Annotated in this window: 27 protein-coding genes and 1 pseudogene; 12 read left to right on the top strand and 16 right to left on the bottom strand. The window is 64.4% G+C overall.

The annotated features are described in order from the left end of the window. Window positions 1-17 precede the first annotated feature (17 nt). Entirely contained in the window at window positions 18-434 is a 417-nt protein-coding gene (locus tag U5A52_RS24125) for a heme-binding protein (protein WP_321936511.1), read from the top strand. A gap of 27 nt (window positions 435-461) precedes the next feature. On the opposite strand, the gene U5A52_RS24120 is transcribed toward U5A52_RS24125, so the two are convergent. Beyond that, the gene (locus tag U5A52_RS24120) at window positions 462-1,112 is read right to left on the bottom strand and encodes a FadR/GntR family transcriptional regulator (RefSeq protein ID WP_321910015.1); all 651 of its coding nucleotides are present in this window, start codon (window positions 1,110-1,112) and stop codon (window positions 462-464) included. Window positions 1,113-1,337: 225 nt separating this feature from the next. On the opposite strand from U5A52_RS24120, the gene U5A52_RS24115 reads away from it, so the two are divergent. The 4 genes from U5A52_RS24115 to U5A52_RS24100 are packed head-to-tail and all read left to right on the top strand — an operon-like array spanning window position 1,338 to window position 6,460. After that, window positions 1,338-3,122 carry a gamma-glutamyltransferase family protein gene (locus U5A52_RS24115; protein ID WP_321936510.1) on the top strand — a complete coding sequence of 595 codons (1,785 nt, stop codon included), beginning with the start codon at window positions 1,338-1,340 and terminating at the stop codon, window positions 3,120-3,122. A gap of 33 nt (window positions 3,123-3,155) precedes the next feature. Continuing rightward, a complete protein-coding gene (locus U5A52_RS24110; protein WP_321936509.1) occupies window positions 3,156-4,568 on the top strand; it encodes an MFS transporter in 1,413 nt (470 codons plus the stop codon). A gap of 30 nt (window positions 4,569-4,598) precedes the next feature. Next, window positions 4,599-5,150, top strand: coding sequence for a GAF domain-containing protein (locus tag U5A52_RS24105; RefSeq protein ID WP_321936508.1), 552 nt, complete (start codon window positions 4,599-4,601; stop codon window positions 5,148-5,150). A gap of 17 nt (window positions 5,151-5,167) precedes the next feature. Continuing rightward, window positions 5,168-6,460 (top strand): MFS transporter, encoded by a 1,293-nt coding sequence (locus U5A52_RS24100; protein ID WP_321936507.1) that lies wholly within the window; start codon window positions 5,168-5,170, stop codon window positions 6,458-6,460. A 24-nt stretch (window positions 6,461-6,484) separates the two neighbouring features. Here the strand turns inward: U5A52_RS24100 and U5A52_RS24095 are convergent, their stop codons facing one another. The 4 genes from U5A52_RS24095 to U5A52_RS24080 form a co-directional block, all read right to left on the bottom strand. After that, a complete protein-coding gene (locus tag U5A52_RS24095; RefSeq protein WP_321910005.1) occupies window positions 6,485-6,790 on the bottom strand; it encodes an NIPSNAP family protein in 306 nt (101 codons plus the stop codon). 53 nt (window positions 6,791-6,843) lie between these two features. Continuing rightward, window positions 6,844-7,353, bottom strand: a complete 510-nt coding sequence (locus U5A52_RS24090; protein ID WP_321910003.1) for a DUF1697 domain-containing protein — start codon at window positions 7,351-7,353, stop codon at window positions 6,844-6,846. Window positions 7,354-7,376: 23 nt separating this feature from the next. Continuing rightward, on the bottom strand, window positions 7,377-8,099 hold the full coding sequence (locus U5A52_RS24085) for a Pr6Pr family membrane protein (RefSeq protein ID WP_321910002.1): 723 nt from the start codon (window positions 8,097-8,099) through the stop codon (window positions 7,377-7,379). Between the two features lie 61 nt (window positions 8,100-8,160). Then, a complete protein-coding gene (locus U5A52_RS24080) occupies window positions 8,161-8,793 on the bottom strand; it encodes a TetR/AcrR family transcriptional regulator (RefSeq protein WP_321910000.1) in 633 nt (210 codons plus the stop codon). 240 nt (window positions 8,794-9,033) lie between these two features. Between U5A52_RS24080 and U5A52_RS24075 the strand changes: the two genes are divergently transcribed. Beyond that, window positions 9,034-9,351, top strand: a complete 318-nt coding sequence (locus U5A52_RS24075) for a hypothetical protein (protein ID WP_321909999.1) — start codon at window positions 9,034-9,036, stop codon at window positions 9,349-9,351. A gap of 176 nt (window positions 9,352-9,527) precedes the next feature. Here U5A52_RS24075 and U5A52_RS24070 read toward each other — a convergent pair whose 3' ends face one another. The 4 genes from U5A52_RS24070 to U5A52_RS24055 form a co-directional block, all read right to left on the bottom strand. After that, a complete protein-coding gene (locus U5A52_RS24070; protein ID WP_321909997.1) occupies window positions 9,528-9,959 on the bottom strand; it encodes a hypothetical protein in 432 nt (143 codons plus the stop codon). 291 nt (window positions 9,960-10,250) lie between these two features. Beyond that, a complete protein-coding gene (locus U5A52_RS24065) occupies window positions 10,251-10,643 on the bottom strand; it encodes an SRPBCC family protein (protein ID WP_321936506.1) in 393 nt (130 codons plus the stop codon). Between the two features lie 114 nt (window positions 10,644-10,757). Further along, entirely contained in the window at window positions 10,758-11,834 is a 1,077-nt protein-coding gene (locus U5A52_RS24060) for a DMT family transporter (protein WP_321936505.1), read from the bottom strand. Between the two features lie 90 nt (window positions 11,835-11,924). Further along, window positions 11,925-12,560 carry a LysE family translocator gene (locus tag U5A52_RS24055; RefSeq protein ID WP_321909888.1) on the bottom strand — a complete coding sequence of 212 codons (636 nt, stop codon included), beginning with the start codon at window positions 12,558-12,560 and terminating at the stop codon, window positions 11,925-11,927. A gap of 407 nt (window positions 12,561-12,967) precedes the next feature. Here U5A52_RS24055 and U5A52_RS24050 point away from each other — a divergent pair, with 407 nt between their 5' ends. Beyond that, complete coding sequence (locus U5A52_RS24050; RefSeq protein WP_321909886.1) at window positions 12,968-13,192, top strand: hypothetical protein; 225 nt, start codon at window positions 12,968-12,970, stop codon at window positions 13,190-13,192. A gap of 117 nt (window positions 13,193-13,309) precedes the next feature. Here U5A52_RS24050 and U5A52_RS24045 read toward each other — a convergent pair whose 3' ends face one another. Then, the gene (locus tag U5A52_RS24045) at window positions 13,310-14,581 is read right to left on the bottom strand and encodes an MFS transporter (RefSeq protein WP_321936504.1); all 1,272 of its coding nucleotides are present in this window, start codon (window positions 14,579-14,581) and stop codon (window positions 13,310-13,312) included. 95 nt (window positions 14,582-14,676) lie between these two features. On the opposite strand from U5A52_RS24045, the gene U5A52_RS24040 reads away from it, so the two are divergent. After that, window positions 14,677-15,582 (top strand): LysR family transcriptional regulator, encoded by a 906-nt coding sequence (locus U5A52_RS24040; protein WP_321936503.1) that lies wholly within the window; start codon window positions 14,677-14,679, stop codon window positions 15,580-15,582. An 11-nt stretch (window positions 15,583-15,593) separates the two neighbouring features. On the opposite strand, the gene U5A52_RS24035 is transcribed toward U5A52_RS24040, so the two are convergent. Then, the gene (locus tag U5A52_RS24035; protein WP_321936502.1) at window positions 15,594-16,484 is read right to left on the bottom strand and encodes an aldo/keto reductase family oxidoreductase; all 891 of its coding nucleotides are present in this window, start codon (window positions 16,482-16,484) and stop codon (window positions 15,594-15,596) included. 130 nt (window positions 16,485-16,614) lie between these two features. Between U5A52_RS24035 and U5A52_RS24030 the strand changes: the two genes are divergently transcribed. After that, the gene (locus tag U5A52_RS24030) at window positions 16,615-17,526 is read left to right on the top strand and encodes a LysR family transcriptional regulator (RefSeq protein ID WP_321909881.1); all 912 of its coding nucleotides are present in this window, start codon (window positions 16,615-16,617) and stop codon (window positions 17,524-17,526) included. Between the two features lie 25 nt (window positions 17,527-17,551). On the opposite strand, the gene U5A52_RS24025 is transcribed toward U5A52_RS24030, so the two are convergent. Beyond that, window positions 17,552-17,695 (bottom strand): hypothetical protein, encoded by a 144-nt coding sequence (locus U5A52_RS24025; protein WP_321936501.1) that lies wholly within the window; start codon window positions 17,693-17,695, stop codon window positions 17,552-17,554. A 182-nt stretch (window positions 17,696-17,877) separates the two neighbouring features. Here U5A52_RS24025 and U5A52_RS24020 point away from each other — a divergent pair, with 182 nt between their 5' ends. Next, complete coding sequence (locus tag U5A52_RS24020) at window positions 17,878-19,590, top strand: tetratricopeptide repeat protein (protein WP_321936500.1); 1,713 nt, start codon at window positions 17,878-17,880, stop codon at window positions 19,588-19,590. Window positions 19,591-19,748: 158 nt separating this feature from the next. On the opposite strand, the gene U5A52_RS24015 is transcribed toward U5A52_RS24020, so the two are convergent. Beyond that, window positions 19,749-20,246 carry a GAF domain-containing protein gene (locus U5A52_RS24015; RefSeq protein ID WP_415765383.1) on the bottom strand — a complete coding sequence of 166 codons (498 nt, stop codon included), beginning with the start codon at window positions 20,244-20,246 and terminating at the stop codon, window positions 19,749-19,751. 247 nt (window positions 20,247-20,493) lie between these two features. Here U5A52_RS24015 and U5A52_RS24010 point away from each other — a divergent pair, with 247 nt between their 5' ends. Beyond that, a complete protein-coding gene (locus tag U5A52_RS24010) occupies window positions 20,494-21,573 on the top strand; it encodes a tartrate dehydrogenase (RefSeq protein ID WP_321936499.1) in 1,080 nt (359 codons plus the stop codon). Between the two features lie 5 nt (window positions 21,574-21,578). Next, window positions 21,579-22,541: a LysR substrate-binding domain-containing protein gene (locus tag U5A52_RS24005; RefSeq protein WP_321936498.1), complete on the top strand. Its 963-nt coding sequence runs from the start codon at window positions 21,579-21,581 to the stop codon at window positions 22,539-22,541. A 342-nt stretch (window positions 22,542-22,883) separates the two neighbouring features. On the opposite strand, the gene U5A52_RS24000 is transcribed toward U5A52_RS24005, so the two are convergent. From U5A52_RS24000 to U5A52_RS23990, 3 genes and pseudogenes are all read right to left on the bottom strand, one after another. Beyond that, entirely contained in the window at window positions 22,884-23,279 is a 396-nt protein-coding gene (locus tag U5A52_RS24000; protein WP_321909871.1) for a hypothetical protein, read from the bottom strand. Then, complete coding sequence (locus tag U5A52_RS23995) at window positions 23,276-23,743, bottom strand: Imm50 family immunity protein (protein ID WP_321909869.1); 468 nt, start codon at window positions 23,741-23,743, stop codon at window positions 23,276-23,278. The genes U5A52_RS24000 and U5A52_RS23995 overlap by 4 nt, the downstream gene beginning before the upstream one ends. Before the next feature lie 10 nt (window positions 23,744-23,753). Then, window positions 23,754-24,509 (bottom strand): annotated as a pseudogene (locus U5A52_RS23990) (hypothetical protein); the annotation flags it as partial.

Genomic DNA, 24,509 nt, shown 5'->3' with positions numbered 1-24,509 from the left:
CCGCTGTGCCGGAGCGTATGCCTTACGATATTCCTTACGGTTTGCCTATCGGGCTCGATGCGGCGAAGCATCTGCTCGCACTCGCTGAAGCCGAGGCGCGCAAGCACGACTGGAAAATGAACATCGCCGTGGTCGATCCGCATGGCGATCTCGTCGCGTTCGAACGCATGGATGGCGCGCAATACGCCTCCATCGAGGTTTCGCAGAACAAGGCGCGCACCTCCGCGCGCTTTCGGCGCGAGACACGCGTTTTCTACAGCCAGTTCGAGAGCGGTCATGCCTACGTGGCCACGCTCGACCAGGGGCTCGTGGCTTCGCCCGGTGGCTTTCCGCTGGTCGAGGACGGCAAGTTGATCGGCGCAATCGGCTGCAGCGGTGGCACGGGTGATCAGGATGCCGTAACGTGCAAGGCCGCGGCGTCCACGGTGAAGTGAGCGCTCAGCGCGCTGGCATTTCCGCACTCAATGCGGCGAACCGTATCCCTGCACGTTCAGCAGATGCTCGCGCATGCAGCGCGCGGCGGTTTCGCCGTCGCGCTCGAGAATCGCATCGACGATGGACTGGTGCTGCTGCGCGAAATGATGGCGCGTAGCCTGGTCCGTGGTCTTCTCACGCTGGGTTGGCTTGACCCGCATGCCGTTGATCACTTCCATGAGGGCAATGATCGCGGGATTGCGCGAGGCCTGCGCGATCAGCAGGTGAAAGCGCTGGTCCCATAGTTGCCACTCCTCATCGTTTTTTGCTGTCGCGTTTCTTTTCACGCACTTCTCCAGCTCGGTCAGATCCTCGGGCGTGGCCTTCGCCGCGGCAAGACCGGCTAATGCCGGTTCGAACATGAGGCGCATCTCCGCGATGTCGGCCGGGCTCGTGCGCGAACGCAGGCCGCGCAGCGTGGGCGCGAATTTCAGCGGCCGCGCGCCCAGGTAGGTGCCGCGTCCCACGCCGCGCCAGATTCGGCCCGATGCCTCCAGCGAGGCAAGCGCCGCGCGCAGTTCCCGGCGGCTCACGCCCAGGTCCTCGGCGAGCTTGCGCTCGGGCGGCAACGCGTCGCCGTCTTTCAACCGGTGTTGTGCGATGTAGGCAAGCAGGCTGTCGAGCGCGGATCTTTCCATGGTGCGATGTGAACCATTAAGTATTGGTTCGATTCTAGCAGTCAGGCTGCCGCGCGCAAGACACGAGGTCTCAGGGACTGACGAAAGCTGGCATAAGCGCGTAAATTTAAGGGTTAACACCGGGTGCGGCCAAAAATCTTCCTTCGTAAGCTGATCGTGACGGATTGTGGAGCCAATAGTGAATGGTTCGGCAGAAGTTCGAACCTTTCGCACAGGGAGTGGAAGATGTCTTTTACAACGCGTCCGGAACTGATCGGGACCTTCGGGATGGTGGCCTCCACGCATTGGCTTGCCAGCGCGTCGGCGATGGCGGTGCTCGAGAAGGGCGGCAACGCGTTCGACGCGGCCGCCGCAGCCGGCTTCGTGCTGCAGATTGTCGAGCCGCATCTCAACGGTCCCGGCGGCGAGTTGCCGGTCGTGTTCTACAGCGCGCGGGAAGACCGCGTGCGCGTGTTGTGCGGCCAGGGTGTGACGCCCGCGGCCATGACGATCGAGCGCATGCGCGCGCTCGGGCTCGAAGTCGTGCCGGGCACCGGCTTGCTGCCCGCCGTGGTGCCGGGCGCGTTCGGCGCATGGATGACGATGCTGCGCGACTACGGGCAACTGCCGCTCGAAGACGTGCTGAGCTACGCGATCGGCTACGCGGAGCACGGTTATCCGGTTCTGCCGCGCATGTGCGCGTCGATTCTCGCGATCAAGGACTTCTTTCTCAGCGAATGGACGACCTCCGCCGAGCAGTGGCTGCGCAACGGCGACGCGCCGGCACCGAACGAACTGTTTGCGAATCCCGCCATTGCGGCCACGTACCGCCGCATCCTGCGCGAGGCGAGCGCGAAAAGCGATCGCGCCGAACAATGCGAGCTCGCGCGTTCGGCGTTCTACCGCGGCTTCGTGGCCGACGCCATCGACCAGTATTTCCGCTCGACCGACGTGCTCGACACCTCGGGCCGCCGCAATCGCGGCCTGCTCAATGCAGACGATCTCGCGCGCTGGGAGCCCACTTACGAGGAAGCGCTCTCGTACGACTATCAGGGCCTGCGTGTGCACAAGACCGGACCGTGGGGCCAGGGGCCGATGTTCCTGCAGCAGCTCGCGCTGCTCAAGGGCTTCGATCTGGACGCGATGGACCCGTTCGGTCCGGATTTCGTCCACACGGTCATCGAAACGTCGAAGCTCGCCTTTGCCGACCGCGACGTGTTCTACGGCGATCCGCGCTTTGCGAACGTCCCGATGGAGACGCTGCTGAGCGACGCCTACAACGACGAGCGCCGCCGTCTTGTCGATCCGCACAAGGCCTCATTCGAATTCCGTCCGGGCGCGCTGCTCGACAGCGAAGCACGCGCGGCGCGCATTCTGGCGAACGCGGGGCGGCAGCAGCCGGGCGGTTTCGGCCAGGGCGAGCCGACGTTCGCGCCGCTACCCGAATTGCGCGGCGACACCGTGCATCTCGACGTGGTCGATCGCTGGGGCAACATGGTGTCGGCCACGCCGTCGGGCGGGTGGCTGCAGGCGTCGCCCGCGGTGCCCGGCCTCGGCTTCAACATCACCACGCGCGCGCAGATGTTCTGGATGGAAGAGGGCCTGCCTTCGTCGCTCGGTCCGGGCCGCCGTCCGCGCACGACGCTCTCGCCCACGCTCGTCACGCGCGAGGGCAAGCCCTATGCCGCGTTCGGCACGCCGGGCGGCGATCAGCAGGATCAGTGGTCGATGCAGCTGTTCCTGCGTCACGTGCATGCGGGCATGAACCTGCAGGCCGCCGTGGACGCCCCTTCGTTCCAGACGGCGCACTTCCCCGGCTCGTTCTATCCGCGCTCGATGCAGCTTGGCAAGATGTCGGCCGAGTCGCGCTTTCCCGAAGCCACGCTCGCCGAACTGCGCGCGCGCGGCCACGACCTCACCGTGGCCGAGCCGTGGGGGCTCGGGCGCGTCTGCGCGGTGGGCATCCGCAACGGCCTGATGCGCGGCGCGGCCACGCCGCGCCAGATGCAGGCCTACGCGATTGGCCGCTAAACACGTGCCACGCTCAACCGGAACCGACTGACCATGTCCACCGTCGCTGCCAGACTCGAAAGACTGCCGCTCGCTGGCTTCCACCGCAAACTGCTGCTGATCGGCGGGCTTGGCTATATGTTCGACGGGCTGGACTCGTCGTCGCTTGCTTTCTTGCTGCCAGTCGTGAGCAAGCTCTGGCATTTGACGAGCGCCGAAACGGGACTCGTCGCCAGCAGCACGTATATCGGTTATTTTTTCGGCGCGTTCCTCTCCGGCGTGCTGGCCGACGTGATCGGCCGACGCCGCATCATGATGAGCGCGCTGGCCATCTATTGCGCGGCATCCATGGCGAGCGCCACCGCGCAAGACTGGCACACGTTTTTCGCGCTGCGCATACTCGCGGGTTTCGGCTCGGGCGCGGAAACGGTCGTGATCGCCCCGTTTCTTGCAGAATTCGTGCCGCGTCGCTATCGCGGCATGTTCTGCGGCGCGCTCGTCGGCTTCATGTCGTTCGGATATCTAAGTTCATCGATTCTCGGCTATACCGTCGTGCGCAATTTCCCAGACGGCTGGCGCTATCTTGCCGTGTTGACTTCGCTGCCGGTGGTGATGCTGCTCTGGTGGCGCAGAACGCTGCCCGAGTCGCCGCGCTGGCTCGAAAGCCGCGGACGCTCCGCCGAGGCCGACACTATCGTGCGGGCCATCGAGTCGCGCTACGAGCAAGAGGGGATTGCGCTGGCGCCGGTTGGCTCGACAGGCGCGATTCCGGCCGTGGCGCAGGGCAGTAGCAGTGCGCTGCAAAACGTGCTGACGCTGTTCTCGCGGCGGCTCGTGGGCACGACGGCGGTGAGCTGGCTGATGTGGTTTTCCGTCGCCTTCGCGTATTACTCGTTCTTCTCGTGGATTCCGAGCCTGCTGGTCAAGGAAGGGTTGACGCTCACGAAGAGCTTTGGCTATTCGATCGCCATCTACGGTGCGCAGATTCCCGGCTATTTCTCGGCGGCGTGGCTCAACGAACGCATTGGCCGCAAAGGCGTCGTGGCCTCTTATATGACGCTCGGCGGCCTTGCCGCAATTGCGCTGGCTTTCTCGCATACAGGCGTGCAGATCACGGTGGCAGGCGTGTGCCTCTCGTTCTTCATGAATGGCGCTTTTGCGGGCGTCTATGCCTATACGCCGGAGGTCTTCCCTACGGCCGTGCGCACGACCGGCACGGGCTCTTCGTCGTCGTTCGGCCGTATCGGCTCAGTGAGCGCACCCATTCTGGTTGGGCTCGTGTACCCGGCGTTCGGCTTTTTCGGCGTGTTCGCCATGACGACTACCGTGTTGCTGGCGGGCGCGTGCGTGGTGTTCTTCCTTGGCATCGAAACCCGCAATCGCTCGCTCGAAGACATCGAGGCGAGCGGCGCGCAGGCGGGCTTCGACACGCACAAGCCGCTCGCCCGCGACGGGCTGCGAGGCTGAGCGCACGCCTTGCCCACTTCCCTACGTCCCATGCAAACGCCCCTTTCCCTCGTGAACGAACCCTATGCGCTGCAGCGTGAAGTCGCCGATCTCGCGCGCCTTTCGCGCGTGATTCGCCAGCCCGGGCAACCGGATGCGATTTTTCGCGAAGTGTGTGCCGTCGCCGCCGAAGCGATCGGCTTTCGCCTCTTCACCATCATGGCCTACGACGCCGGGAAGCAGGAGGTGGAGCGACTGTTCACGAACATGCCGGACGTCTACCCACCGGGCGGACGCAAGAAGAAAAGCGGCACGCCATGGGCGCAACGTATTCTTTCGGATCTCGAACCGTTTCGCGCGACCACGCCACAAGGCCTGCGCGAAGCCTTCGACGATCACGCGGTCATGACGGCGATGGGCCTCGGCTCGATTCTGAACATACCGGTTGCCTACAACGGCCGCTGTGTCGGCACGATGAACCTCACGCACGTAGAGGGCTGGTACACCTCGCAACACGAAGAAACGGGCCTGCTGCTCGGCGCGTTTCTCGCGCCTGCGCTAGTTGCGCACGGCATGTCTTTTGCGGCCCATTCAAGCCTTTGATTGCAGGACCTTTGTCGATGAACACAACGACATCCGCAGGAAACGCCAACCGTTGGCTGCTCGTCTTCGCGCTCGGCTATCTCGCGCTGCTGGTGGACGGCGCGGACGTCATGATGTACGGCCTCACGCTCACGCGCATCAAGACTGAATTCGGCTTGACCAATGTCGAAGCGGGCGCGCTCGGTAGCCTGACGCTGCTCGGCATGGCGATTGGCGGCATTCTGGGCGGCTGGGCGAGCGACTCGTTCGGTCGTGTGCGCGTGGTGGTCTGGGCGATGATGCTGTTCTCGGTGGGCGCGGGCCTGCTCGGTCTCACGCACAGCTTCCTCGAATTCGCAGTGGTGCGCTTCATCAGTTCGATGGGTATTGGCTGCATGGTGCTGGTGAGCACGCTCGTGGCCGAGTACGTGCCCATGGCGCGGCGCTCGCTGATACTTGGCGTGCTGCAAACAGCGATTTCGGCGGGCTATATCACCGTGATCGCGCTCAGCACCTGGATCCTGCCGCACTATGGCTGGCGCATGCTGTTTTATATGGCGGCTGCGCCCGTGGTGCTCGCGGTGGCGATTCACTTCTTCGTGCCCGAGCCGCCGAGCTGGCGCATGAGCGAGGCCGCGGCGCGCCCGAGCGCCCGCCGCTGGCACGACAACCGCTACGCGTTGATTTTCGCGGACCGCCAGGCGCGCAGGATGTTCATCTTCTGGTCGCTTGCTTCCGTGTTTGCGCTCTCCGGGTTCTATGGCCTGAACAACTGGCTGCCCACGTATCTGGAGAGCGAATTGCACATCAAATTCAGCGCGATGACGGGGTACATGACCGCGACGTGGGTCGTTGCGTTCATCGGCAAGATCGTGGCGGGCTGGCTGGGCGACCGCTGGAGCCGGCGCGGCGTGTACGTGCTCGGCTGTATCGGCGCGGCCGTCTTTCTGCCCGTCATCGTGCTATTGCACACCCGCGAAAACATCGCGTGGCTGATGCTCGTGTTCGGCTTTCTTTATGGCGTGCCGTTGGGCACGATCGGCACGTTCATGTCGGAGAGCTTCGAAACGCGTATTCGCGGCACGGCTGTTGGCGGCTCCTATAACGTGGGGCGCTTTTGTTCAGGCGCGGCGCCTGTCGTGATCGGTTATATCGCCACGCAGTTTTCGATCGGCATGGGCTTTCTTGTAGTTGGCGCGGTGTTTTTCCTGAGCGGCGTGATGGCGCTTTTCATTCCGGATCGCTTGCACGATACGAGCAAGGGCGATCCGGGGCAGGCGAGTGGGGAGGTGCAGCAGGCGGCGTTGGCTACGGCGGCGGGCAGGGGGTGATGCGTAGCGCTTGTGCAATGCCGGTTATGACAACACCGGCCTGAAAAAGCTCCGCTCGTAACTCACGATACAACGCGTATCGGCGGCATAACGAAACGCGGCCTGGCACTCGGCGTCTTGCATCGAATCGGCGCGGTACGTTTCATAGGCCGCGAGGCTTGGAAACGAAAAGAGCGCGAGCGCGATATTGTTGGCGCCTTCGGAAGGCAGGAAGTAGCCGTGATGCGTGCCGCCGAACTTTTCGACGAGCGGAATCCACATTTTGGCGTACGTTTCGAACTCTTCGAGCCGGTATGGATCGATGACGTAACGCAGGTAGCAGGTAATCATGGGTCTTTCTTTGGGTTGTTGAAGAGCGGCGTGCACCGCGACTCACCTGGAGGTCACGCTTGCGCGATCTCCAGCAGCTTCGCCACGGTATTCATGTTGCGCGACGTGCCAGCTTTCGCCGCAGCGATTTTGAGCTTCGAACGCCCGATGCCGTCCTTGTAAAACACATAGATCTCGCGCTCACCCAGGCGCAATTCTTCTGCGTTCTGGCCGCTCACATGGTCGAGTGCGTCCGCGGGCGGCGGTATGTCGAGAAAGATGGCGACCGTGCGATCCGGCGCGGCAGCCGGAAACGGATTACCTTGCAGCACCGCGGCGAATTCCGTGGCCGTGCGCACCACAACGCCAACGGACTTGCCGGCATAAGCCTCCAGGCTCTGCTCGAGCTTCTTTTTCACCGATGCTTCGGCCAGCCGGCTCTCGAACACCACGTTGCCGCTCGCGATATAAGTGCGCACGTGCGTGAACCCGAGCGCTTCGCACATGTCGCGAAGTTCGGGCATCGGGAGCTTGCCGGTTCCGCCGACATTCACGGCGCGCAGAAGGGCGATATAGACAGGCATGGATTTGATCGAGAAACGGCAAGTTAGTCGGGGCGCCGCAAGTCCGTTGCGCCGAGCCCGTCGTTTGCCACGATGGCAGGGCGCCTTCTCGCGTTGATCGCCACGAAGAGCGCCATCAGCACCATGAAGGCGGCGAGCAGCAAGGCGCTGTTGACGAGCACGTGCGCATAGCCGAGCTGCCCGACGTCGATGAACGGGTACGGATAGAAGTCCGTCTCGCTGCCGCGCCAGAAGGTGATGGCGAGATAGCCCAGCGGATAGACGAGCCAGGCGAGGCGATCGCGAGCACCAAGGGTGAGGCGCGGCACGAACAGCAGCCAATACGCCGCGCATAACAGCGGAATCAGGGTATGCAGGCTTTCGTTGAGCAACGCGCGATATCCGTGCGGCGTCCAGAGATGACGCAGCAACACATTGTAAGCAATGCCAACGAAGACGATGTACACCGTTACGGCGCTCACTGTGCCCGGAGCCCTAAAGAAGCGTGCCGGCCACGCGCGCAGGCGCAGCGCGATGCAGGTGAAGGTGAGCGCGACGAGCAGCACCGTGAGATTGGTCAGGTAGGCCGAAAGCCGGCCGATGGCCTCGAACGTATCGAAGCCGCGCAGCACCATGCGCTCAATCGTGATGTCGGTTTGCGCGGCAAGCGCTCCCCACGCGAGCAGTGCGATCACACCCGCCAACGCAGTGGCGTAAGCGCTTTGGGAGAGCGGCGCGGCAGCGGCGGGTAGCGGTTGTTCGGACATGCAGCGATGGTAGCGCACAAAGATCGCGCGCGCCTGACGCCGTTTCTCCTGCGTCAGCAGGCTATTTGCCGTCAGCGCGCTGCGCAGCCGAAACGAGATACAGGCGCACGAGATCGCGAAGCTCGGCCATCAGCACGGCCCGCGCCGAGGGCTCTTCGTTGGCGATGTTCGCGACGCCCTTGAGCATATGGATCAGCACGATCGCCATAACTTTTGCTTTGGCTGGCTTGAGATGCACGATCGCGCGGCTCAGGATGGCGGCCACGCCTGAGCGCATCGCCTCGCGAAAGCGCTTGCGGTGGTCGTCGCTGCCGCTGCGGGCGTCGACGAGAGCGACGGCAAAGCTGCGTTGCGACTGCAACAGCAGCACGAAGTCGACGAGCGCATCGGCTACGGCCTCGAGTGTCATTTCCGGGACCTGTTGCTCGAGTTCGGCGAGTCCGTTCCTCGCCTGCTGCGCGTAGCGCAGCAACAGCGCCTCGGCCAGCGCCTCCTTGGTGGGGAAGAAGCGGTACAGCGAGCCCGTTGCCGTGGACGAGCGCGCCGCGATTTCGGTCATGGTGGCCGCGTCGTAACCCTTCTCGGTGAATACGGTGACGGCGGCGTCCATGATCGCGGCCACCCGCTGGCGGCCCCTTTCGCGTTTGGGTTCGGTTGGCCGCGCGGGTTGCGCGACAGGCGTGGAGGGCGTCATGACGAATTCTTCAAATGCGGGGATATGAGAGGAATTCCTCGCATATTAGCATGATAGATTTCATGCCGATTCGAGCGGCATCTGGACGTACGGAATCATTCCATCCGAACCGGATGAATTGACTTATGCGAGGCGACTCTCTACTATTATTTGTGAGGGTATCCTCGCATTTCAGCGCGGCGATCGCCGCCGATGCGCCATCCCGCTGCCCCTTTCCGTTGGTCCGTTCGAGGTTACGACATGCCGTACGTTTGGCTCTTTTTTGCCGGTGCGTTCTTTTGCAACGCGGTCCCGCATCTGGCTTCCGGCCTGCAGGGGCTGCCTTTTCCCACGCCCTTCGCGCGTCCGCGAGGGCGAGGCGACTCGTCGCCCGTTGTGAACGTGGTTTGGGGCTTCGTGAATATCGCGATCGCGATCGCGGTGGCGCTTGGCATGCGCCCGCTCGAACAGCCTGTCACGCGTGAAGACCTCGTCGCGGTGCTGGCCGGCGCGCTCGTCATGGGGCTTTTTCTTGCGTTTCATTTCGGCGCGGTTCAGAGAGAAAAGCACGCCGATTAAGGGCCGAAGCAGGCTGCGGCAAACCGTGAAAAAAACAGTTGCGCAGATTAGGGGAAAACCCTATACTGCATTCGTCTCCTCCATGTCTCCTCCTGATATGGATTCAGCCCGCTCTCTGAAGCGGGCTTTTTCTTTTCTGGCGCCGGTTCGTGCGCGCCGCGAGCCGTCCGCGCCAGTCATTCTTTTACGAACACAAAGTCGCATTTGCGCGCCGTCGTGCGCGAACCGCTGCCTGAAGTCGCGTCGAACTGTGCGCTGACTTCGTACGAATAGGGCGCTTTGGCGTTGGCGTGGCCCATCGCGTAGGGCGATGGTGCGGCCAGACCCTGTGCGACGAGGGTGGCCGACCCGTCGGGTTCGAGCTTGCCGTCCAGCGTGAGCCAGCCACCCGCATCTCTTTCGCCGTGCTCACCGTGCAGGACGTTTTCCTGGATTTCGGCCGGAAATTGATAGCGGTAGCCGGATGTGCCCGCGGCACCTTTGGGGCAGGTGAGCGTCACGTTCCAATTGCCGTCGAAGGTGCCTGCGGCGTGTGAAGCCGGTGTTCCCGCAAGGCCCGCGCAGACGGTCATGCATTGCACAGCCAACGTTAATTTTCCTGCCCCCATTGCCGCTCCCGTTGTCGAATCATCTGGCACTATTCTGAGCGCAAATGGCGTGCCGGTATGGGCGCCGTCGCACAGTCCGTTTCGCCGCCGCGCCGCCGCTGGACCGGACTCGCGCAAGCTTGGCGAATTTTCATTTACGCAACTAACTGCCTAACCCGGCCACCGCGCTCGAATTTGGCCCGCGCAACTGGAAAACATCCGCCATTGGCGTGAATGACACCCGTCTCCAGGGCGCGCGGCGCAAACGCCAGGCGCGCGCCGTGGCCGCGACGACGGCTAACCGGCCCACTCCTATCGCCGGGCGAGATTACGCCTGAGCGCCTCGCAACCCGCATCCGTGAGCGGCTCGACCATCTGTATCCGCTTGTCGGGCTTGAAGTCGCTGATCCAGACCACGCGGCAACGTTGCGGCGAATCCGGCATCACCTGGAGCGTCGCGTGATGATGCTCGAATCGTCCGCCGCCCACGGTGTAGGCGAGGCGCATGTGCGCGTCGTCCACGCCTATCACGCGTTCTTCGATCACCGTGCCGTTGGCAAACGTGACCCAGCGTATCTCGTTTTCCATGCGCGCCTCGGTCACCACGCCAGCGAATACGTGTGCGACGTTGGCGGGATCGCGCAGCGCGGCCCATACGTCATCCGCCGCGGCTTCAACGAGAATGTCCCGGTAGACGGTAGCCATGGCACTTGCCTCCTTCGTTTTTATGACGAGTGCATCGTGCGCGCGCAAAGCGCGGTGGTCCTGGGAAATCTTGACGTCGCTTTCAGATCGATGCGGCGGCGACTCGTCCCGCCGTCAATGTGCGTGCCGATGGTGCACGTCGGGGTAGTGCGCGTGGCTATGCGTGATCGGCGCGTGACGGTGCGCATGCGTGTGCGGCTCCGTGCCGTCCCACGCGAAATCGTGCTCGTGCTGATGGTGTTCGTCGTGCCGGTGAGCGTGGGTGTGTTCGAGCGGCTCGTGCGTGTGCGTGTGGTCATGCCGCTCGCGCACATGCAGCCAGACGCCGAACGCCATGAGCGCGAGCGCGAGCCAGAAAGCGAGCGCCGGGCGCTCCGGCCACAGCAGCAAGGAAAGTGCCACGCCGAAGAGTGGCGCCACGGAGAAGTAGGCGCCGGTGCGCGCCGTGCCGAGATGGCGCAGTGAGACGACGAAGAGCACGAGGCTCACGCCATAGCCCGCGAACCCCACGGCCATGGCGCCGCCGGTTGCCTGCCACGCGGGCCAGTGCGCACCCGCGGCGAGCGCAATGCCGATATTCACCGGACCGGCCACGAGCCCTTTGGTGCAAGCGACGACCATCGCGTCGTTGGTCGAGACCTTGCGGGTGAGGTTGTTGTCGATGGCCCAGCACAGGCACGCCAGCGCGACGAGCAGCGAGCCAGGCGCGATGCCCGCCGCAACGCCGGACACCGCGCCGGGCCAGGAGAGCAGCACGCCGCCCGCCACGATCGCCAGCATGCCTAGCGCAATCTGCGCATCGAAGTTTTCGCGAAAGCAGACCCATGCGATGAGCGCCGTCAGCACGCCTTCCAGGTTCAGCAGCAGCGCGCTCGTGGCGGCGGGCGTGGTGTTCAGGCCGAGCATGAGCAGGGCGGGAGCCGCCACGCCGCCCGCGGCGATCGCGCCGGCGAGCCACGGCAATTCGGCGAGGCGAAGCGGATCGTGTGCGGGTGCCGAGTCGCCACGGCGCGCCGAGAGTCGGCGCAACAGCAGGACGACCGCGAGGCCCGAGCCGCTGCCGAGATAGAAGAGCCCCGCGAGCATGAACGGCGACACGCTGCCGAGCAGCGCCTTGGCGAGCGGCGTGGTGATGCCGAACAGGGCGGCGGCGAGCAGCGCCGTGAAGATGGTGTGCCGATGGGACTTCATCGCAGGCTCGAAGCGGAAAGACGACGAAAAAAGCGTAGGAGAAGCGCGATGGGCGCGCAAGCGTGCTAGACGCCGCGCCGCCTGACCGGCCTACTGGCGAAGCAAGGCCATCATCGCGCCGAAGCCAACGAACACCCCGCCCGTCACACGATTGAAGGCTTTCGCCACGCGCCGGCTTTTGAGCGTCGCGCCGATGCGCGTGCCGAAACCCGCATAAACGAGATACCAGCTCACTTCGCACACGGCGAAAGTCGCAACGAGCACGCCGAACTGCGGCAGCACGGGGCGGGTCGCGTCGATGAACTGCGGCAGGAGCGCCGCCGCGAAAAGGATCGCCTTCGGGTTGCTGCCGCCGACGAAAAAGCCGTTGCGGTAGAGCGCAAGCGGCGAGCGCACGGGGCGCGCGGCCACACGCTCGGCAATGTCGGCGGCGGCCTCGGGCACGGGCGCGCCCCAAGCCTTGATGCCCAGATAGACGAGGTACGCGGCGCCGATGAATCGAAGCGCGTTGAACATGGTCGGCCACGCCTGCAGGAACACGCCGAGTCCGGCTGCGGAGACGGCCAGCATCAGGACCAGTGCGGAAAGGCAGCCGGCCATGGTTGCGCTCGTGCGGCGCAATCCGTACTGCGCGCCGTGCGACATGATGAGCAACATGTTGGGACCAGGAATGGCGCAGACGACGAAGACGGTGACGAGGAACAGCCACCAGGTATGCAGATTCATTGCAGCGGCGAAGTGTAAGAGGGCTGGAAAACGGCGAAGGGTGAATTATGCCAGCGGACGCCGCGTGCCTGGTTGCGGCCCCCAGGCTGGAGCAAGGCGAGCAGCGGACCAAAGCGCGGGCCAAAGTGCAACGCGGGAAAAAGAAAAGCCCGCAGCGATTGCGGGCTGAATCCATATCAGGAGGAGACATGGAGGAGACAATTTCACTATAGTCAAACTATTGACTCGTCGCAATATACGTTCGTATATGGAATCGTTAATCATTGTCAGATTAATGAGTTAGTGATTGATGCGGCCATTCACCAGGCACACAATGAAGCGGCGCGCTCGCTGGATGGAAGATGCGGCGCACGGGAGGCGAGACATCGCCTCGTCAGCCCGGAGCGGGTTTCAACTGGAGGGATGATATGGGCATTCTGGACAAGGTCGGAGAAATTGCCGGTGCGGTGGCCGCAGTGGAAGGCGCCGAGAAGCTCGATCCAAATGCGGGCTTTCTGACCAAGGCGGCAGCGGCGGTTGCCGGTTTCGAGGGCGCCAAGGAAGTCGAGCAGCTAGTCGAAAAGAAGGAAGAGGAAAAGCCTGCCGACGACAACACCGCGCAGTCCGCGGACGGGTCGGATCAGCAGGCGTGAGCGCTTTGCCGCGCGCGTGACGGATCGACCGGGGAGTGGATACGCGAGTGGCAATTCAGATACAGGAAAGCCGCGGCTGAAGAGCCGCGGCTTTTTCATTGGCGCGCCGGGGGCGCGCTAGCGGGTAGAGGCCGGCGACGCACGATAAACGAAGCCGAGCGCGATAACCGCTACCGTGAAGCCGAGTGCGACGAAACACACGCCGCTCCAGCGCGCCGAGGCCCACGCCGCGCCGGCCATGAGCGCGCCGCCCGCGCCGCCGATAAAGAACATTCCCACGAAAATCGCGTTGAGCCGCCCGCGCGCGACGGGGTTCAGCAGGTTGATGGCGCGCCGCCCTAGTGTCTGGTCGGCGATCACGCCCGCATCGAGCGAGGCTGCGCCCGCAACGAGCAGACCCAGCGCCAGCACGGGGTGCGCGGCGGGCGAAAAGCCACCCCAGCCCGCGCCCGCCACACCCAGCAGCACGACCGCGCCGAGCATCGTCGCGTGCGCCGCGTATTGGACCGCGCGCCCCGCGCCACGGTCGCCCAGCCGGCCCGCGAGCGGTGTGACGATCGCGCCGCTCGCGCCGGCCAGCGCAAATGCGGCAATGCCGTTCATGCCCAGCGAAAACGGCGGCTGCGACAGCAGCAGCGCAACGGCGGTCCAGAACGCCGAGAACGCCCCCAACGCGAGCGACGCGAGGAAAGCGCTGCGCCGCAGAACGCGTTCGGTGCGCAGCAACGTCCAGAGCGAATAGAGCAGATCGACGTAGCGTGCGGTCACGGCCGGCATGCGGCGAGGCGTGCGCAGGAAGAGAACCACGGCGAGCACGCCATCCGCTGCCGCTTCGATCCCGTAGAACGCACGCCAGCCCAGCGTTCCCGCTATCAGGCTGGCAAGCGGCCGCGACAGCAGAATGCCCAGCATCAGGCCGCTCATCACATTGCCTACCGCCTGCCCGCGATGACTTTCGGGCGTCATCGAGGCGGCCATCGGTACGAGCATCTGGATCACACTGGAGGTCGCTCCCGCGAGGAACGCAGCGGCGAGAAAGAGTGGGCCCGAGCGCGCCAGCGCCGCGAGGGCGAGAAAGGCGGAGCAGGCAAGCAGTGTGCGGAAAATCAGGCGCCGGTTTTCGAGCAGATCACAAAGCGGCACGAGCAGCAGCAGGCCGGCGGCGTAGCCAAGCTGCGGCAGCATGGCGACCGCGCCGACGAACGCCGGGCGCAGATGCAGCGAATGGCTCACGAGCCCGGCGAGCGGCTGAGCCGCCGAGAGATTGACGACGATCACGCCGACAGCGGCGGCGAAGAACAGTGTCATCGGCAGCGTGAGCGTGGCGTGACTCGCGGGGGTGGCTTCGCGCGCAATCACGCGCGTACAGGTTTCAGCGGGGTGCTCCATCGATTGGCTCCGCAACGTGGCAGGTCCAGGTATCGTAGGGAGCCTCACGTTATGCGACAATTGAATTATCGCGATAATCTTTATGCGGAGTCGTTGTGAACACGCGAGATCTGGAAGCCTTCGTGGCGGTGGTCGAAAGCGGCTCGCTCGTGCGGGCTTCGGAGCGGCTCTTCCTTACGCAGCCGGGCCTTACGCGCCGCGTGCAGAACCTGGAGACGACGCTCGGCGTCGAGTTGCTCGACCGCCAGAGCAAGCCCCTCAAACCCACGGCTGCTGGCAACGAGGTGTACAGCCTCGCGCGCTCGGTCCTGAGAGCGGTCGACGACCTGATGTCGGTCGCTTCGCCGGAGACCGAACCCACTGGCGAGCTCAAGCTCGGTGTGCCGCCGTTTCTCTCGGAGCTGGCGCTCGAGCAGCCCGTTGATCAATTGCGTGGCGAGTTTCCGAAGCTGACGCTGCGGGTGAGGGCGGGCTGGTCGCCGGGGCTGCTCGACGAAGTCGAGCGCGCACGGCTCGATGCGGCGGTCATTCTGCTGCCCGCCGCCGTTGCGCCGCCGGAGAGTGTCGTCGCGACCCAGCTTGGCTATACGCCGACCCTCGTCGTCGCGGCGCGCTCGTTCGGCTTGCCCGACGAGCCCACCACGCTCGCCGCGCTCGCGCATCACCCGTGGGTGCTGAACCAGGACGGCTGCGGGATGCGCTCGGCGCTGAGCCGCGCCATGGGCATGGCGGGTTTGCCGTTCAACGTGGCGGTCGAGGCGTTCGGCTCGGAGCTGCAGCTTTCGCTGGTCGCACGCGGTATGGGCGTCGGGCTCGCCGCGCCGCAGGCGCTCGCGCGCAGTCCGCTGCGCGACCAGCTGCAGGTCATCGACGCGACCGACTTCCGCTCGGGCCTGAACGTGTGGCTCGTGCACGGGGCGCTGCCGGGGCGCCTCGTGCGGCCGGTCGCGCTCATTCGCGACGCGCTGGCAAACAAGCTGGAGACGGCCGACATGGCGTGACGGCCTGGCGCTCAGGCGTGCGCGGCTGCGCCGCCGCTGCTGCCGATCGCGTCGAGTTCCGTGAGCACTTCGTCGTCCAGATCGATCTGCGCCGCCGCCACGTTTTCACGCAGATGCGAAAGCGTGGACGTGCCCGGAATCAGCAGAATATTGGGCGAGCGCCGCAGGAGCCACGCGAGCGCGAGCGCCATCGGCGTGACGTCGAGGCGAGCGGCGATCGACGCAAGCGCCGACGACTGGATCGGCGTAAAGCCGCCGAGCGGAAAGAACGGCACGTAGGCAATGCCCTGCGCGGCCAGTGCGTCGATCAGCGCGTCGTCGTCGCGGTGCACGAGGTTGTAGTGGTTCTGCACGCACACAATGGGCACGAGCCGTTGCGCCGCCGCGATCTGCGCAGCGGTGGCGTTGGACATGCCCACGTTGCGCACGAGGCCGCGCTCGCGCAACCGGGCAAGCGTTTCGACCTGCTTTTCCACGGGCCCTTCGGAGGGCTTGTGAACATCGCCCATGATGCGCAGGTTGACCACGTCGAGTGCTTCGAGGCCCAGATTGCGCAAGTTGTCGTGCACGGCGCGCTCGATGTCGGCGGGCTCGAGAGCCGGTAGCCAGGCACCCTTGTCGTCGCGCACGGCGCCCACCTTGGTGACGATCGTGAGGTTTTGCGCATAAGGGTGCAGCGCTTCACGGATGATCTGGTTCGTCACGTGCGGGCCGTAGAAGTCGCTCGTGTCGATGTGATCGACGCCCAGCGCCAGCGCCTCGCGCAGCACCGCGACGGCCTGCGCCCGGTCCTTCGGGGGCCCGAACACGCCGGGCCCGGCCAGTTGCATGGCGCCATAGCCCATGCGGTTCACCTGACGGCCGGCCAGTTCATACGTGCTTGCGGGTTTGCGGTTCGGCATTGCGTACTCCTCGGTTGACGAATGCCCGCAGTATGGGCGCGTTCGAATTGTCCGATAATCCCGTCTGATCAGAACAGGCTGTGCATAATTTCGAACAGTGCGTTCGAGCAGTGCGAGGTGAACGATGCCGATGGAAATGAACGATCTGGCCGCTTTCGTTTCAGTGGCGCGCGCGGGTGGCTTTCGCGATGCCGCGCGCGTGGGCGGCGTCTCGGCGTCGAGCCTGAGCGCCGCGGTGCGCAGGCTGGAGGCGAAGCTCGGGCTGCGCCTTTTGAACCGCACCACGCGTAGCGTCGCGCCGACCGAGGCGGGCCAGCGGCTGCTCGAATCGATCACGCCGCTCTTCAGCGAGATGGAAGCGGCGCTCGACGTGCTCAACGGCTACCGCGAAAAGCCCGCGGGCACGCTCAAGCTGAACGTGCCCGCAAGCGCGGCGCGGACCATCTTGCCCGGCGTGCTCGCGCCGTTTCATCGCGCGTATCCCGAGATCCGCGTGGAAGTGGTGGTGGAGGACGGCTTCGTCGACGTGCTGCAGATCGGCTGCGACGCCGGTATCCGCTATGACGAGCGGCTCGAGCAGGACATGATCGCGATACCCATCGGCCCACGCGTGGAGCGCTTCGCGACGGCCGCTTCGCCCGCGTATCTCGCGGCGCGCGGGCAGCCCGAACATCCGCGCGAGCTGCTCGGGCATGCCTGCCTGCGCGTGCAGTTCGCGGGCGGCGCGCTGCCGCTCTGGCATTTCGAGCGCAATGGCGAAGTGTTGCGCCTCGACCCGCCCACGCCGCTCGTCGTGCGTCCCGGCGCCGCGCTCGACTTGCTGATCAACATGGCGCTCGACGGCGTCGGCGTGGTGTATCTGTTCGAGGAGATGCTGCTGCCGCATATCCGAAGCGGCGCGCTCGTGCGCTTGCTCGACGACTGGGACGTCTCGTTTCCGGGGCCCTTTCTCTACTATCCCGGACGGCGGCACCTGCCGGCGCCGTTGCGCGCGTTCGTCGACTTCGTTAAGGCGCACGCGCAAGACGATTCGGCCTCCTGAGCATGTGCCGAGGCGCTCACGTCGCTCACGTGGCCCACTCGGGATGATGCGGCGTTTCGCCGTCATCGGTGAGCCAGGGGACGTCGTGCGAGGTCCAGATATGGAACTCGGGGCGTGCACCGGGGTCGTCGTCGAGCGTGGCGACGCGCAAGATCACATGCGGCTGCACGGGACGCTCGGCCAGGATCGGACAGGGCGCCGCGCGCAACGGTGGCGCGGCGCGCAGCCAGTATAAGGGCGCGATTGGGCCCGAAATCGCATTTTCGGACTTTGCCAATGTTCATGACGATGAGACGTCCATAGATTGAGCGATGTCGCGCCGCAAGCGCTTTGCCTTTCATGAGATCGCCGATGAACCTGTCCCTAGCTCGCACACCGTCCGCAGACGCCGCCTGGCATGACGCCTTGTCGGCGCACACGGCGGGCCGGCACGAGAGCGCGCTCGGCGCGCTCGAACGCGTGCTGGACGCCGAGCCCGCCGACGCAAGGGCCCTGGAGCTGGCAGCCCGCACGCTCGCCGGCGACGCCCGGCACCGCGCGTCGCCACCGTTTGCCACGCCCGAGGCGCAGGCCGACGCGTACGTCGCACTCGGCGCGTGGTTGTACCGTCGCGGACATTTCGCGGCCGCCTGCCACGCGTACCGGCGCGTACTGTCGATCCGCCCCGGCGACCTGCCCGCGCGCGCCAACCTCGCCCTCGCGCTGATGAACGACGCCCGCGCCGATGAAGCCGAAGCCGAGCTTTCACGCGCGCTGGAGATCGATCCGCATCATGCCGCGGCGCTGCTCAATCAGGGCGTGCTGATGTGGCGTCTGGGCCGCCTCAAGCAAGCCGAAGCCGCGTATCTTGCGGTGCTCGGGCAGCATCCGGATCACGTCGCGGCATGGAACAACCTGGGCCTGCTGTACAAGGAGATGAACCGCCTGCCCGACTCGGAGGCCGCATGCCGCCGGGCGCTCGCGCTTGACGACAGCCATGCCGAAGTCCACAACAACCTGGGTAACGCGCTCTGGCAACTCGGCCAGGTCGAGGCGTCGATCGAGCCGTATCAGCGCGCACTCGCGCTGCGTCCCGACTACGCGGCGGCGCGCGTGAACCTGGCGTTGCCGCTGCTGCGTCTGGGCGCGTACGAGGCGGCGTGGCCGTTGTACGAAGCGCGCCACGATCCGTCGATCGGCGAGGGCGGCGTCGGCCGGCCGCCCGTGCCGTATCCGCAGTGGCAAGGCGAACCGCTCGCGGGCAAGTCGATTCTCGTGTGGCCCGAACAGGGGCTCGGCGACTGCCTGCAATTCTGCCGCTATGTGCCGATGCTCAAGGCGCTGGGCGCGGCGCACGTGAGCATTGCCTGCGCGCCGGCGCTCACGCGGTTGTTCGAAACGCTCGCGGGCGCCGACCGCGTGATCCCGTTGAACGGCCAGGGGCGTATCGAGCGCCACGACTTCTGGTGCCTGACGATGAGCCTGCCGCTGCGCTTTGGCACCTCGGTCGCGTCGATTCCGGCGCGCGTGCCGTATCTGCATGCGCACGCGCCGCAGGCGCAGGCGTGGCGCAGGCGGCTGCCCGCGGGGGGGCTGAAGGTCGGGCTCGTATGGGCCGGCAATCCGCGCGAGGACGAGGCAAGTTCAAACGCCATCGACCAGCGCCGCTCGCTCGACGCACGCGCGTTCATGCCACTGCTGGGCACGCCGGGCGTGACGTTCGTGAGCCTGCAACTCGGCGCGACGACGCGGCCACAACTCGCCGGGATTCCCACTGACTTGCGTCCGTTCGACCCGATGGACGACGTGCGCGATTTCGCCGATACCGCCGCGATCGTCGCGAATCTCGATCTCGTGATTACCGTGGACACCTCGATGGCGCACCTGGCCGGAGCGCTCGGCAAGCCGGTGTGGGTGCTGTCGCGCTATGCGGCGTGCTGGCGCTGGCTCGGAGACCGGGAGGATTCGCCGTGGTATCCAACGGCGCGGCTTTATCGCCAGGGCGAGAACGGCGCCTGGGGCGCAGTCCTGCAGCGTGTGGAAAAAGCCCTCGCCGCGCTGGCGGAGCAGCACGCGCAAGCATAGGTTGGCCAGGTTCTGGCGTGGGCTGTCGCGCCGCTGGCTGGCAACCTCTTAGCGGCTCCTGGACCTTTCTCGATGTGCTGGCATTGCTGCACTGGCACCACCACGGCGCGTTGCCGCAGACCTCGCGCAACGCGCTTGAGCGTGGTATTTGAGCGCGTTTAAGCGCGCTTCATGCCGTACTCGACGAACGTGCGGCAGAGCAACTCCATGCCTTTCGCGTCCTCTTCGTCGAAGCGCGCGAGATGCGGGCTGTCCACGTCCCAGACGCCGATCAGCTCGCCGTCCGGCGTGACGAGGGGCACGACGATTTCCGACTGCGAAGCCGAATCGCACGCAATGTGGCCCGCGAACGCGTGCACGTCGGGCACCACCTGGGTTTGCCGCGTGGCCGCTGCGGTGCCGCACACGCCCTTGCCGATGGGAATGCGCACGCACGCCGGCTTGCCCTGGAACGGACCGACCACGAGCTCGGTGCCGTCGAACGAATAGAAGCCCGCCCAATTCAGCCCTTCGAGCGAATGAAACACGAGCGAAGCGAAGTTTGCCGCGTTCGCAATGACGTCGGTTTCGCCTTCGATCAGCGAGCGCGCCTGCGCAGCGAGCGATTCGTAGAGGGCGGGTTTGTCGGAGGGAAGGGTGTCGGAAAGCGAGAACATAAGTCGGTCGATCAGGATATGCGCCGGTCCAGCGAAAGGCGCGGTGGAGCCAAACGAGAGTGTAGGCGAGATCGGGCATCGGCAGGAAATCGCCGGACGCTGAATTCAGGCTCGTGCATGGACCGTGGCGCGCACTCGTGCGATTATTCACGTTTCGTGTTGAATCTATCCACGCCTGCGGGGCTGGTCGCGCGCCGTTTTTCAGGCATGCTGGCGCATCGCGACAGACAGAAACGGAGAACGCAGCATGAGCAAGACATTCAAAATCGCCGCCATTGCCGGTGACGGCATTGGCCAGGAAGTGATGCCCGAGGGCGTGCGCGTCGTCGAGGCGGCGGCCGCGAAGTTCGGCCTGAAGCTCGAATTCACGCATTTCGACTGGGCAAGCTGCGACTACTACCTGCAGCACGGCAAGATGATGCCCGACGACTGGTTCGCCACGCTCAAGGGCTTCGATGCGATCTATTTCGGCGCGGTCGGCTGGCCCGACAAGGTGCCCGATCACATTTCGCTGTGGGGCTCGCTGCTGAAGTTCCGCCGTGAGTTCGACCAGTACGTGAACCTGCGCCCGGTGCGCCTGTTGCCGGGTGTGCCGTGTCCGCTCGCCAACCGCAAGCCTGGCGACATCGATTTTCTCGTGGTGCGCGAGAACACCGAGGGCGAGTACAGCTCGGTGGGCGGCAAGATGTTCGAAGGCACCGAGCGTGAGTTCGTGTTGCAGGAGTCGGTGTTCACGCGTCACGGCGTGGACCGCATTCTCAAGTACGCGTTCGAGCTTGCGGACCAGCGCAAGCGCAAGCAGCTCACGGCGGCCACGAAGTCCAACGGCATCTCGATCAGCATGCCCTACTGGGACGAGCGCGTGGCGGCCATGGCGCAGACGTATCCCGACGTGAAGTGGGACAAGCAGCACATCGATATTCTGTGCGCGCGTTTTGTACTGCAGCCGGATCGCTTCGACGTGGTCGTCGCATCGAACCTCTTCGGCGACATTCTTTCGGACCTCGGCCCGGCATGCACGGGCACGATCGGTCTGGCGGCATCGGCGAACCTGAACCCCGAGCGCAAGTTTCCCTCGCTGTTCGAGCCGGTGCACGGTTCCGCCCCCGACATCTTCGGCAAGAAGATCGCGAACCCCATCGCGATGATCTGGTCGGGCGCGATGATGCTCGACTTCCTCGGCAACGGCGACGCGCAATACAAGGCCGCGCACGACGCGATCATGCAGGCCATCGAGAAGGTGCTGGTGGAAGGCCCGCGCACGCCCGACATGGGTGGCACGGCGAACACGACTGTGCTGGGCGAAGCGGTAGCCGCCGCGCTGTGACGCACATGCCGGACGCACCGAAAGCGCCGAAGTCCGTAGCGTCGCCCGAACTCGACGACTTGCGCGTGTTCTGCATGGTCGCGCGCAAGGCGAGTTTCAGTGCGGCGGCCGAAGCGCTTTCGGCGTCGCCGGCTTATGTGAGCAAGCGCGTGGGCGTGCTCGAGGCGCGTCTCGGCACGCGTTTGTTGCACCGCTCGACGCGGCGCGTCGCGATGACCGAGGCGGGCGAGCGCGTGTATGCATCGGCCGGCAAGATCCTCGACGAGGTCGAGCGGCTCGTGGATGACGTCTCCACCGCGCGGCGCATTCCGCGCGGCACATTGCGCGTGTCGAGCAGCTTCGGCTTTGGCCGCAATTTCGTCGCGCCTGCGCTCGCGAGTCTTTCCGAGCGGTATGCGCAACTGAGCGTGCGGCTCGAACTGTTCGACCGGCTCGTCGACGTGGCGGGCGAGGGCTTCGACCTCGACGTGCGTATCGGCGACGAGATCGCCGGCCATCTGATCGCGCGGCGTCTTGCCACGAACTATCGCGTGCTATGCGCGGCGCCCGCGTATCTCGCGCGGCGCGGCGCGCCCCAGGAAGTCGCCGATCTTGCAGAGCATGCGTGTCTCGCGATCAAGGAACGCGATCATCCGTTCGGCGTATGGCGCTTGAACGCGCATGGCGAAACGGTTTCGGTGAAGGTGGCCGGGCCGCTTTCCACCAATCACGGCGAGGTGGCCGTGCAGTGGGCGCTGGCGGGACGCGGCATCGTGCTGCGCTCGATGTGGGATGTCGCGCCATTGCTGGAAAGCGGGCGCTTGCAGCGCGTGCTGCCCGGCGTCACGCAGCCGGCCAACGTCTGGGCCGTGTACCCGGCGCGGCTCGCGCAGTCTGCGAAAGTGCGCGTGTGCGTGAATCATCTGGAGGAAACGTTCGCGCGCATCGGCATTTCCGTGCCTGCGAGCGAGGATGAGAGCGGGGGCTAGCGAGTGTTAGAGCGTGTTGGGCACCAGGCTCCTGGTGTCCGGGTCATAGTAGCAGGCGAAATGTTCAATCATGGATAGGCTCTGCATATCGACCGGTTGAATCCACAATCCCCATAGGCCATTCGTGGCTGTGTTTGCCGCCTATTCTCCAATTTCTGGGTCAATTTTATATAACGTCCAATCCGATACGACGGTAGTTTGTTTGAGTCGCTCAATTTACGAGACGTCGAGCGTGAAGATTTCAAATTTTCTCGTCCGATCTCGTGCCATCAGTATGCCGCTGTGCGTTTCCCCATATCGCGCTCATGATGATCTAGATATGCCGTATGCTGCATTCGTCAATCATCCGACGGTGGAGTCAGGCATTACATCGAAAGTATCGAATTCGACAAGTATTTCAGCGCCTAGCGTTGCGGTGAACATTGCTATTGGCTTTGGGTTGTGATTTTCTTTGCCGAAGTATGACTTTTCGAGCATGCCGAGTGCTCGCGCGTATTCTTCGACACTGTAGTCTGTCAGTATCTTTGCATTGTAGATGATGTTCTGAATCAGAAAATCGTTCATAAGACACCGGGATACGCCTTTGAAAAGCACACGGGCGCGTGTTTTTCTGTCATCGAACATCAACGTCAGTTCCACAATTCCGGCATTCATATCTGCTGAGACGCCCCTCAAATACCAATCGTGGAAATGGTTCCATGCCGTCAGTATGGTGTCTGTCATGTCGCTGCCGTTCATGAGGATGGGCGGACATAGGGCTGCAGGTCGCGGACGACGACTTGCGCACAGGTGAGTCGAATGTCTAATCCGACGTTCGGCACCAGGTCTAGCTTGAGCAATCCGCCTTCGGCTTTGGTAAGCGACATTTCCATTATGGTGGCTTCCTCAAGCATTGCGTTTATGTCAATCTCTGCGGTTCGCACGTCAAGACAGTCAAGGAAAACGACGTAGTCGCGGGTTCGCCCTGCAGGAGGCGGTCCATAGCGGTCGTGAAGCACTTCCAGTTGCACATCTACCAGGTCGCGCGTTCGCGTACCGGGCATTGGAAGCCCGTCAGCACCTTCGCGCGTTTCTCGCCGACGAATCATGCAAAAAGAGCGAACGGCCGAATCATGAAACGACGTATACGTTCCCAGTACACGCTTTAGCATGTCGCTTCGGGTTGCCAATTCCCAGCCCCAAGTCTGTTCCGGTTTATTCATCGCCTTCTCTTCATTCGCAGTTAATTGGAGACATCGGGAGGTGAGCGTTGTCCCGCTTCCCATCGGAGAAATTATGACCATGTGGTTCGCCGTGGCTCGCGTGATATTGAGCACAGAGGTTGCCATTCGAATCGAAGTAGTCCACATCCACGCCGTTAGGATTCGTGCGATAGCCACCGGGCTCGTTGCCCGTCAAGCGGACGCCACGCGCCGCGAACTGCTGAGTGTCATCACTTGAGCTATCTGGTTGATAGTCGAATGGCTGAGAGTCGCTGAGCGACGTCGACTCACCTTCGGTGGTGCCGCTGTCCGAAACATCGTCGCCGCTGGCCAATGCGCCTGCCGCCGTCTTAACGAACCCCAAGAGTCCTGCGCCTCCACCTTCTCCGCTGGTACTCGCGGCACTACTCACAGCCTGTGTTAAGCCGCGAGCGGCTTTGGCTACCTGCGAGGGCGCATCGAATGCCGTAGACAGGACCGACCCTGCGCCAGCCGTTTTTCCCTCCTGTGCGGCCTTGAACGAGACCCACTGATCCCATGTCAATGGACGGTTCGCGTTTCCCCCGCCTGATGCACTGGCTGACTGCCAGAACTGCGGTGCTGGCGTGAGCCGGAACACGCGCGGGCGCTGCGTCCACTCCCTGTCCATATACGGCACAAGGCGACCACCGCGCACCACATCGCACAAAACGCGCCGGACATCGTCGTTGGTCTGTGGAAGGTTCCAGTGGGCGAAGTCCAGAATATCGGATAGATACTCCTGAAT

The organism is Paraburkholderia sp. J8-2 (genome assembly GCF_905220195.1).
Classification (GTDB): Bacteria; Pseudomonadota; Gammaproteobacteria; order Burkholderiales; family Burkholderiaceae; genus Paraburkholderia.
This window is presented reverse-complemented; position numbering and strand designations above follow the sequence as displayed.

Coding starts and splice junctions, on each gene's coding strand:
- U5A52_RS24110 (WP_321936509.1), top strand. CDS start 3,156: ATGTCCACCGTCGCTGCCAGACTCGAAAGACTGCCGCTCGCTGGCTTC.
- U5A52_RS24045 (WP_321936504.1), bottom strand. CDS start 14,581: ATGGAGCACCCCGCTGAAACCTGTACGCGCGTGATTGCGCGCGAAGCC.
- U5A52_RS24010 (WP_321936499.1), top strand. CDS start 20,494: ATGAGCAAGACATTCAAAATCGCCGCCATTGCCGGTGACGGCATTGGC.
- U5A52_RS24100 (WP_321936507.1), top strand. CDS start 5,168: ATGAACACAACGACATCCGCAGGAAACGCCAACCGTTGGCTGCTCGTC.
- U5A52_RS24020 (WP_321936500.1), top strand. CDS start 17,878: ATGAACCTGTCCCTAGCTCGCACACCGTCCGCAGACGCCGCCTGGCAT.
- U5A52_RS24120 (WP_321910015.1), bottom strand. CDS start 1,112: ATGGAAAGATCCGCGCTCGACAGCCTGCTTGCCTACATCGCACAACAC.
- U5A52_RS24060 (WP_321936505.1), bottom strand. CDS start 11,834: ATGAAGTCCCATCGGCACACCATCTTCACGGCGCTGCTCGCCGCCGCC.
- U5A52_RS24115 (WP_321936510.1), top strand. CDS start 1,338: ATGTCTTTTACAACGCGTCCGGAACTGATCGGGACCTTCGGGATGGTG.
- U5A52_RS24050 (WP_321909886.1), top strand. CDS start 12,968: ATGGGCATTCTGGACAAGGTCGGAGAAATTGCCGGTGCGGTGGCCGCA.
- U5A52_RS24065 (WP_321936506.1), bottom strand. CDS start 10,643: ATGGCTACCGTCTACCGGGACATTCTCGTTGAAGCCGCGGCGGATGAC.
- U5A52_RS24095 (WP_321910005.1), bottom strand. CDS start 6,790: ATGATTACCTGCTACCTGCGTTACGTCATCGATCCATACCGGCTCGAA.
- U5A52_RS24080 (WP_321910000.1), bottom strand. CDS start 8,793: ATGACGCCCTCCACGCCTGTCGCGCAACCCGCGCGGCCAACCGAACCC.
- U5A52_RS24030 (WP_321909881.1), top strand. CDS start 16,615: ATGGAAATGAACGATCTGGCCGCTTTCGTTTCAGTGGCGCGCGCGGGT.
- U5A52_RS24085 (WP_321910002.1), bottom strand. CDS start 8,099: ATGTCCGAACAACCGCTACCCGCCGCTGCCGCGCCGCTCTCCCAAAGC.
- U5A52_RS23995 (WP_321909869.1), bottom strand. CDS start 23,743: ATGAATAAACCGGAACAGACTTGGGGCTGGGAATTGGCAACCCGAAGC.
- U5A52_RS24005 (WP_321936498.1), top strand. CDS start 21,579: ATGCCGGACGCACCGAAAGCGCCGAAGTCCGTAGCGTCGCCCGAACTC.
- U5A52_RS24075 (WP_321909999.1), top strand. CDS start 9,034: ATGCCGTACGTTTGGCTCTTTTTTGCCGGTGCGTTCTTTTGCAACGCG.
- U5A52_RS24035 (WP_321936502.1), bottom strand. CDS start 16,484: ATGCCGAACCGCAAACCCGCAAGCACGTATGAACTGGCCGGCCGTCAG.
- U5A52_RS24090 (WP_321910003.1), bottom strand. CDS start 7,353: ATGCCTGTCTATATCGCCCTTCTGCGCGCCGTGAATGTCGGCGGAACC.
- U5A52_RS24105 (WP_321936508.1), top strand. CDS start 4,599: ATGCAAACGCCCCTTTCCCTCGTGAACGAACCCTATGCGCTGCAGCGT.
- U5A52_RS24015 (WP_415765383.1), bottom strand. CDS start 20,246: ATGTTCTCGCTTTCCGACACCCTTCCCTCCGACAAACCCGCCCTCTAC.
- U5A52_RS24125 (WP_321936511.1), top strand. CDS start 18: ATGCCTTACGATATTCCTTACGGTTTGCCTATCGGGCTCGATGCGGCG.
- U5A52_RS24070 (WP_321909997.1), bottom strand. CDS start 9,959: ATGGGGGCAGGAAAATTAACGTTGGCTGTGCAATGCATGACCGTCTGC.
- U5A52_RS24000 (WP_321909871.1), bottom strand. CDS start 23,279: ATGAACGGCAGCGACATGACAGACACCATACTGACGGCATGGAACCAT.
- U5A52_RS24055 (WP_321909888.1), bottom strand. CDS start 12,560: ATGAATCTGCATACCTGGTGGCTGTTCCTCGTCACCGTCTTCGTCGTC.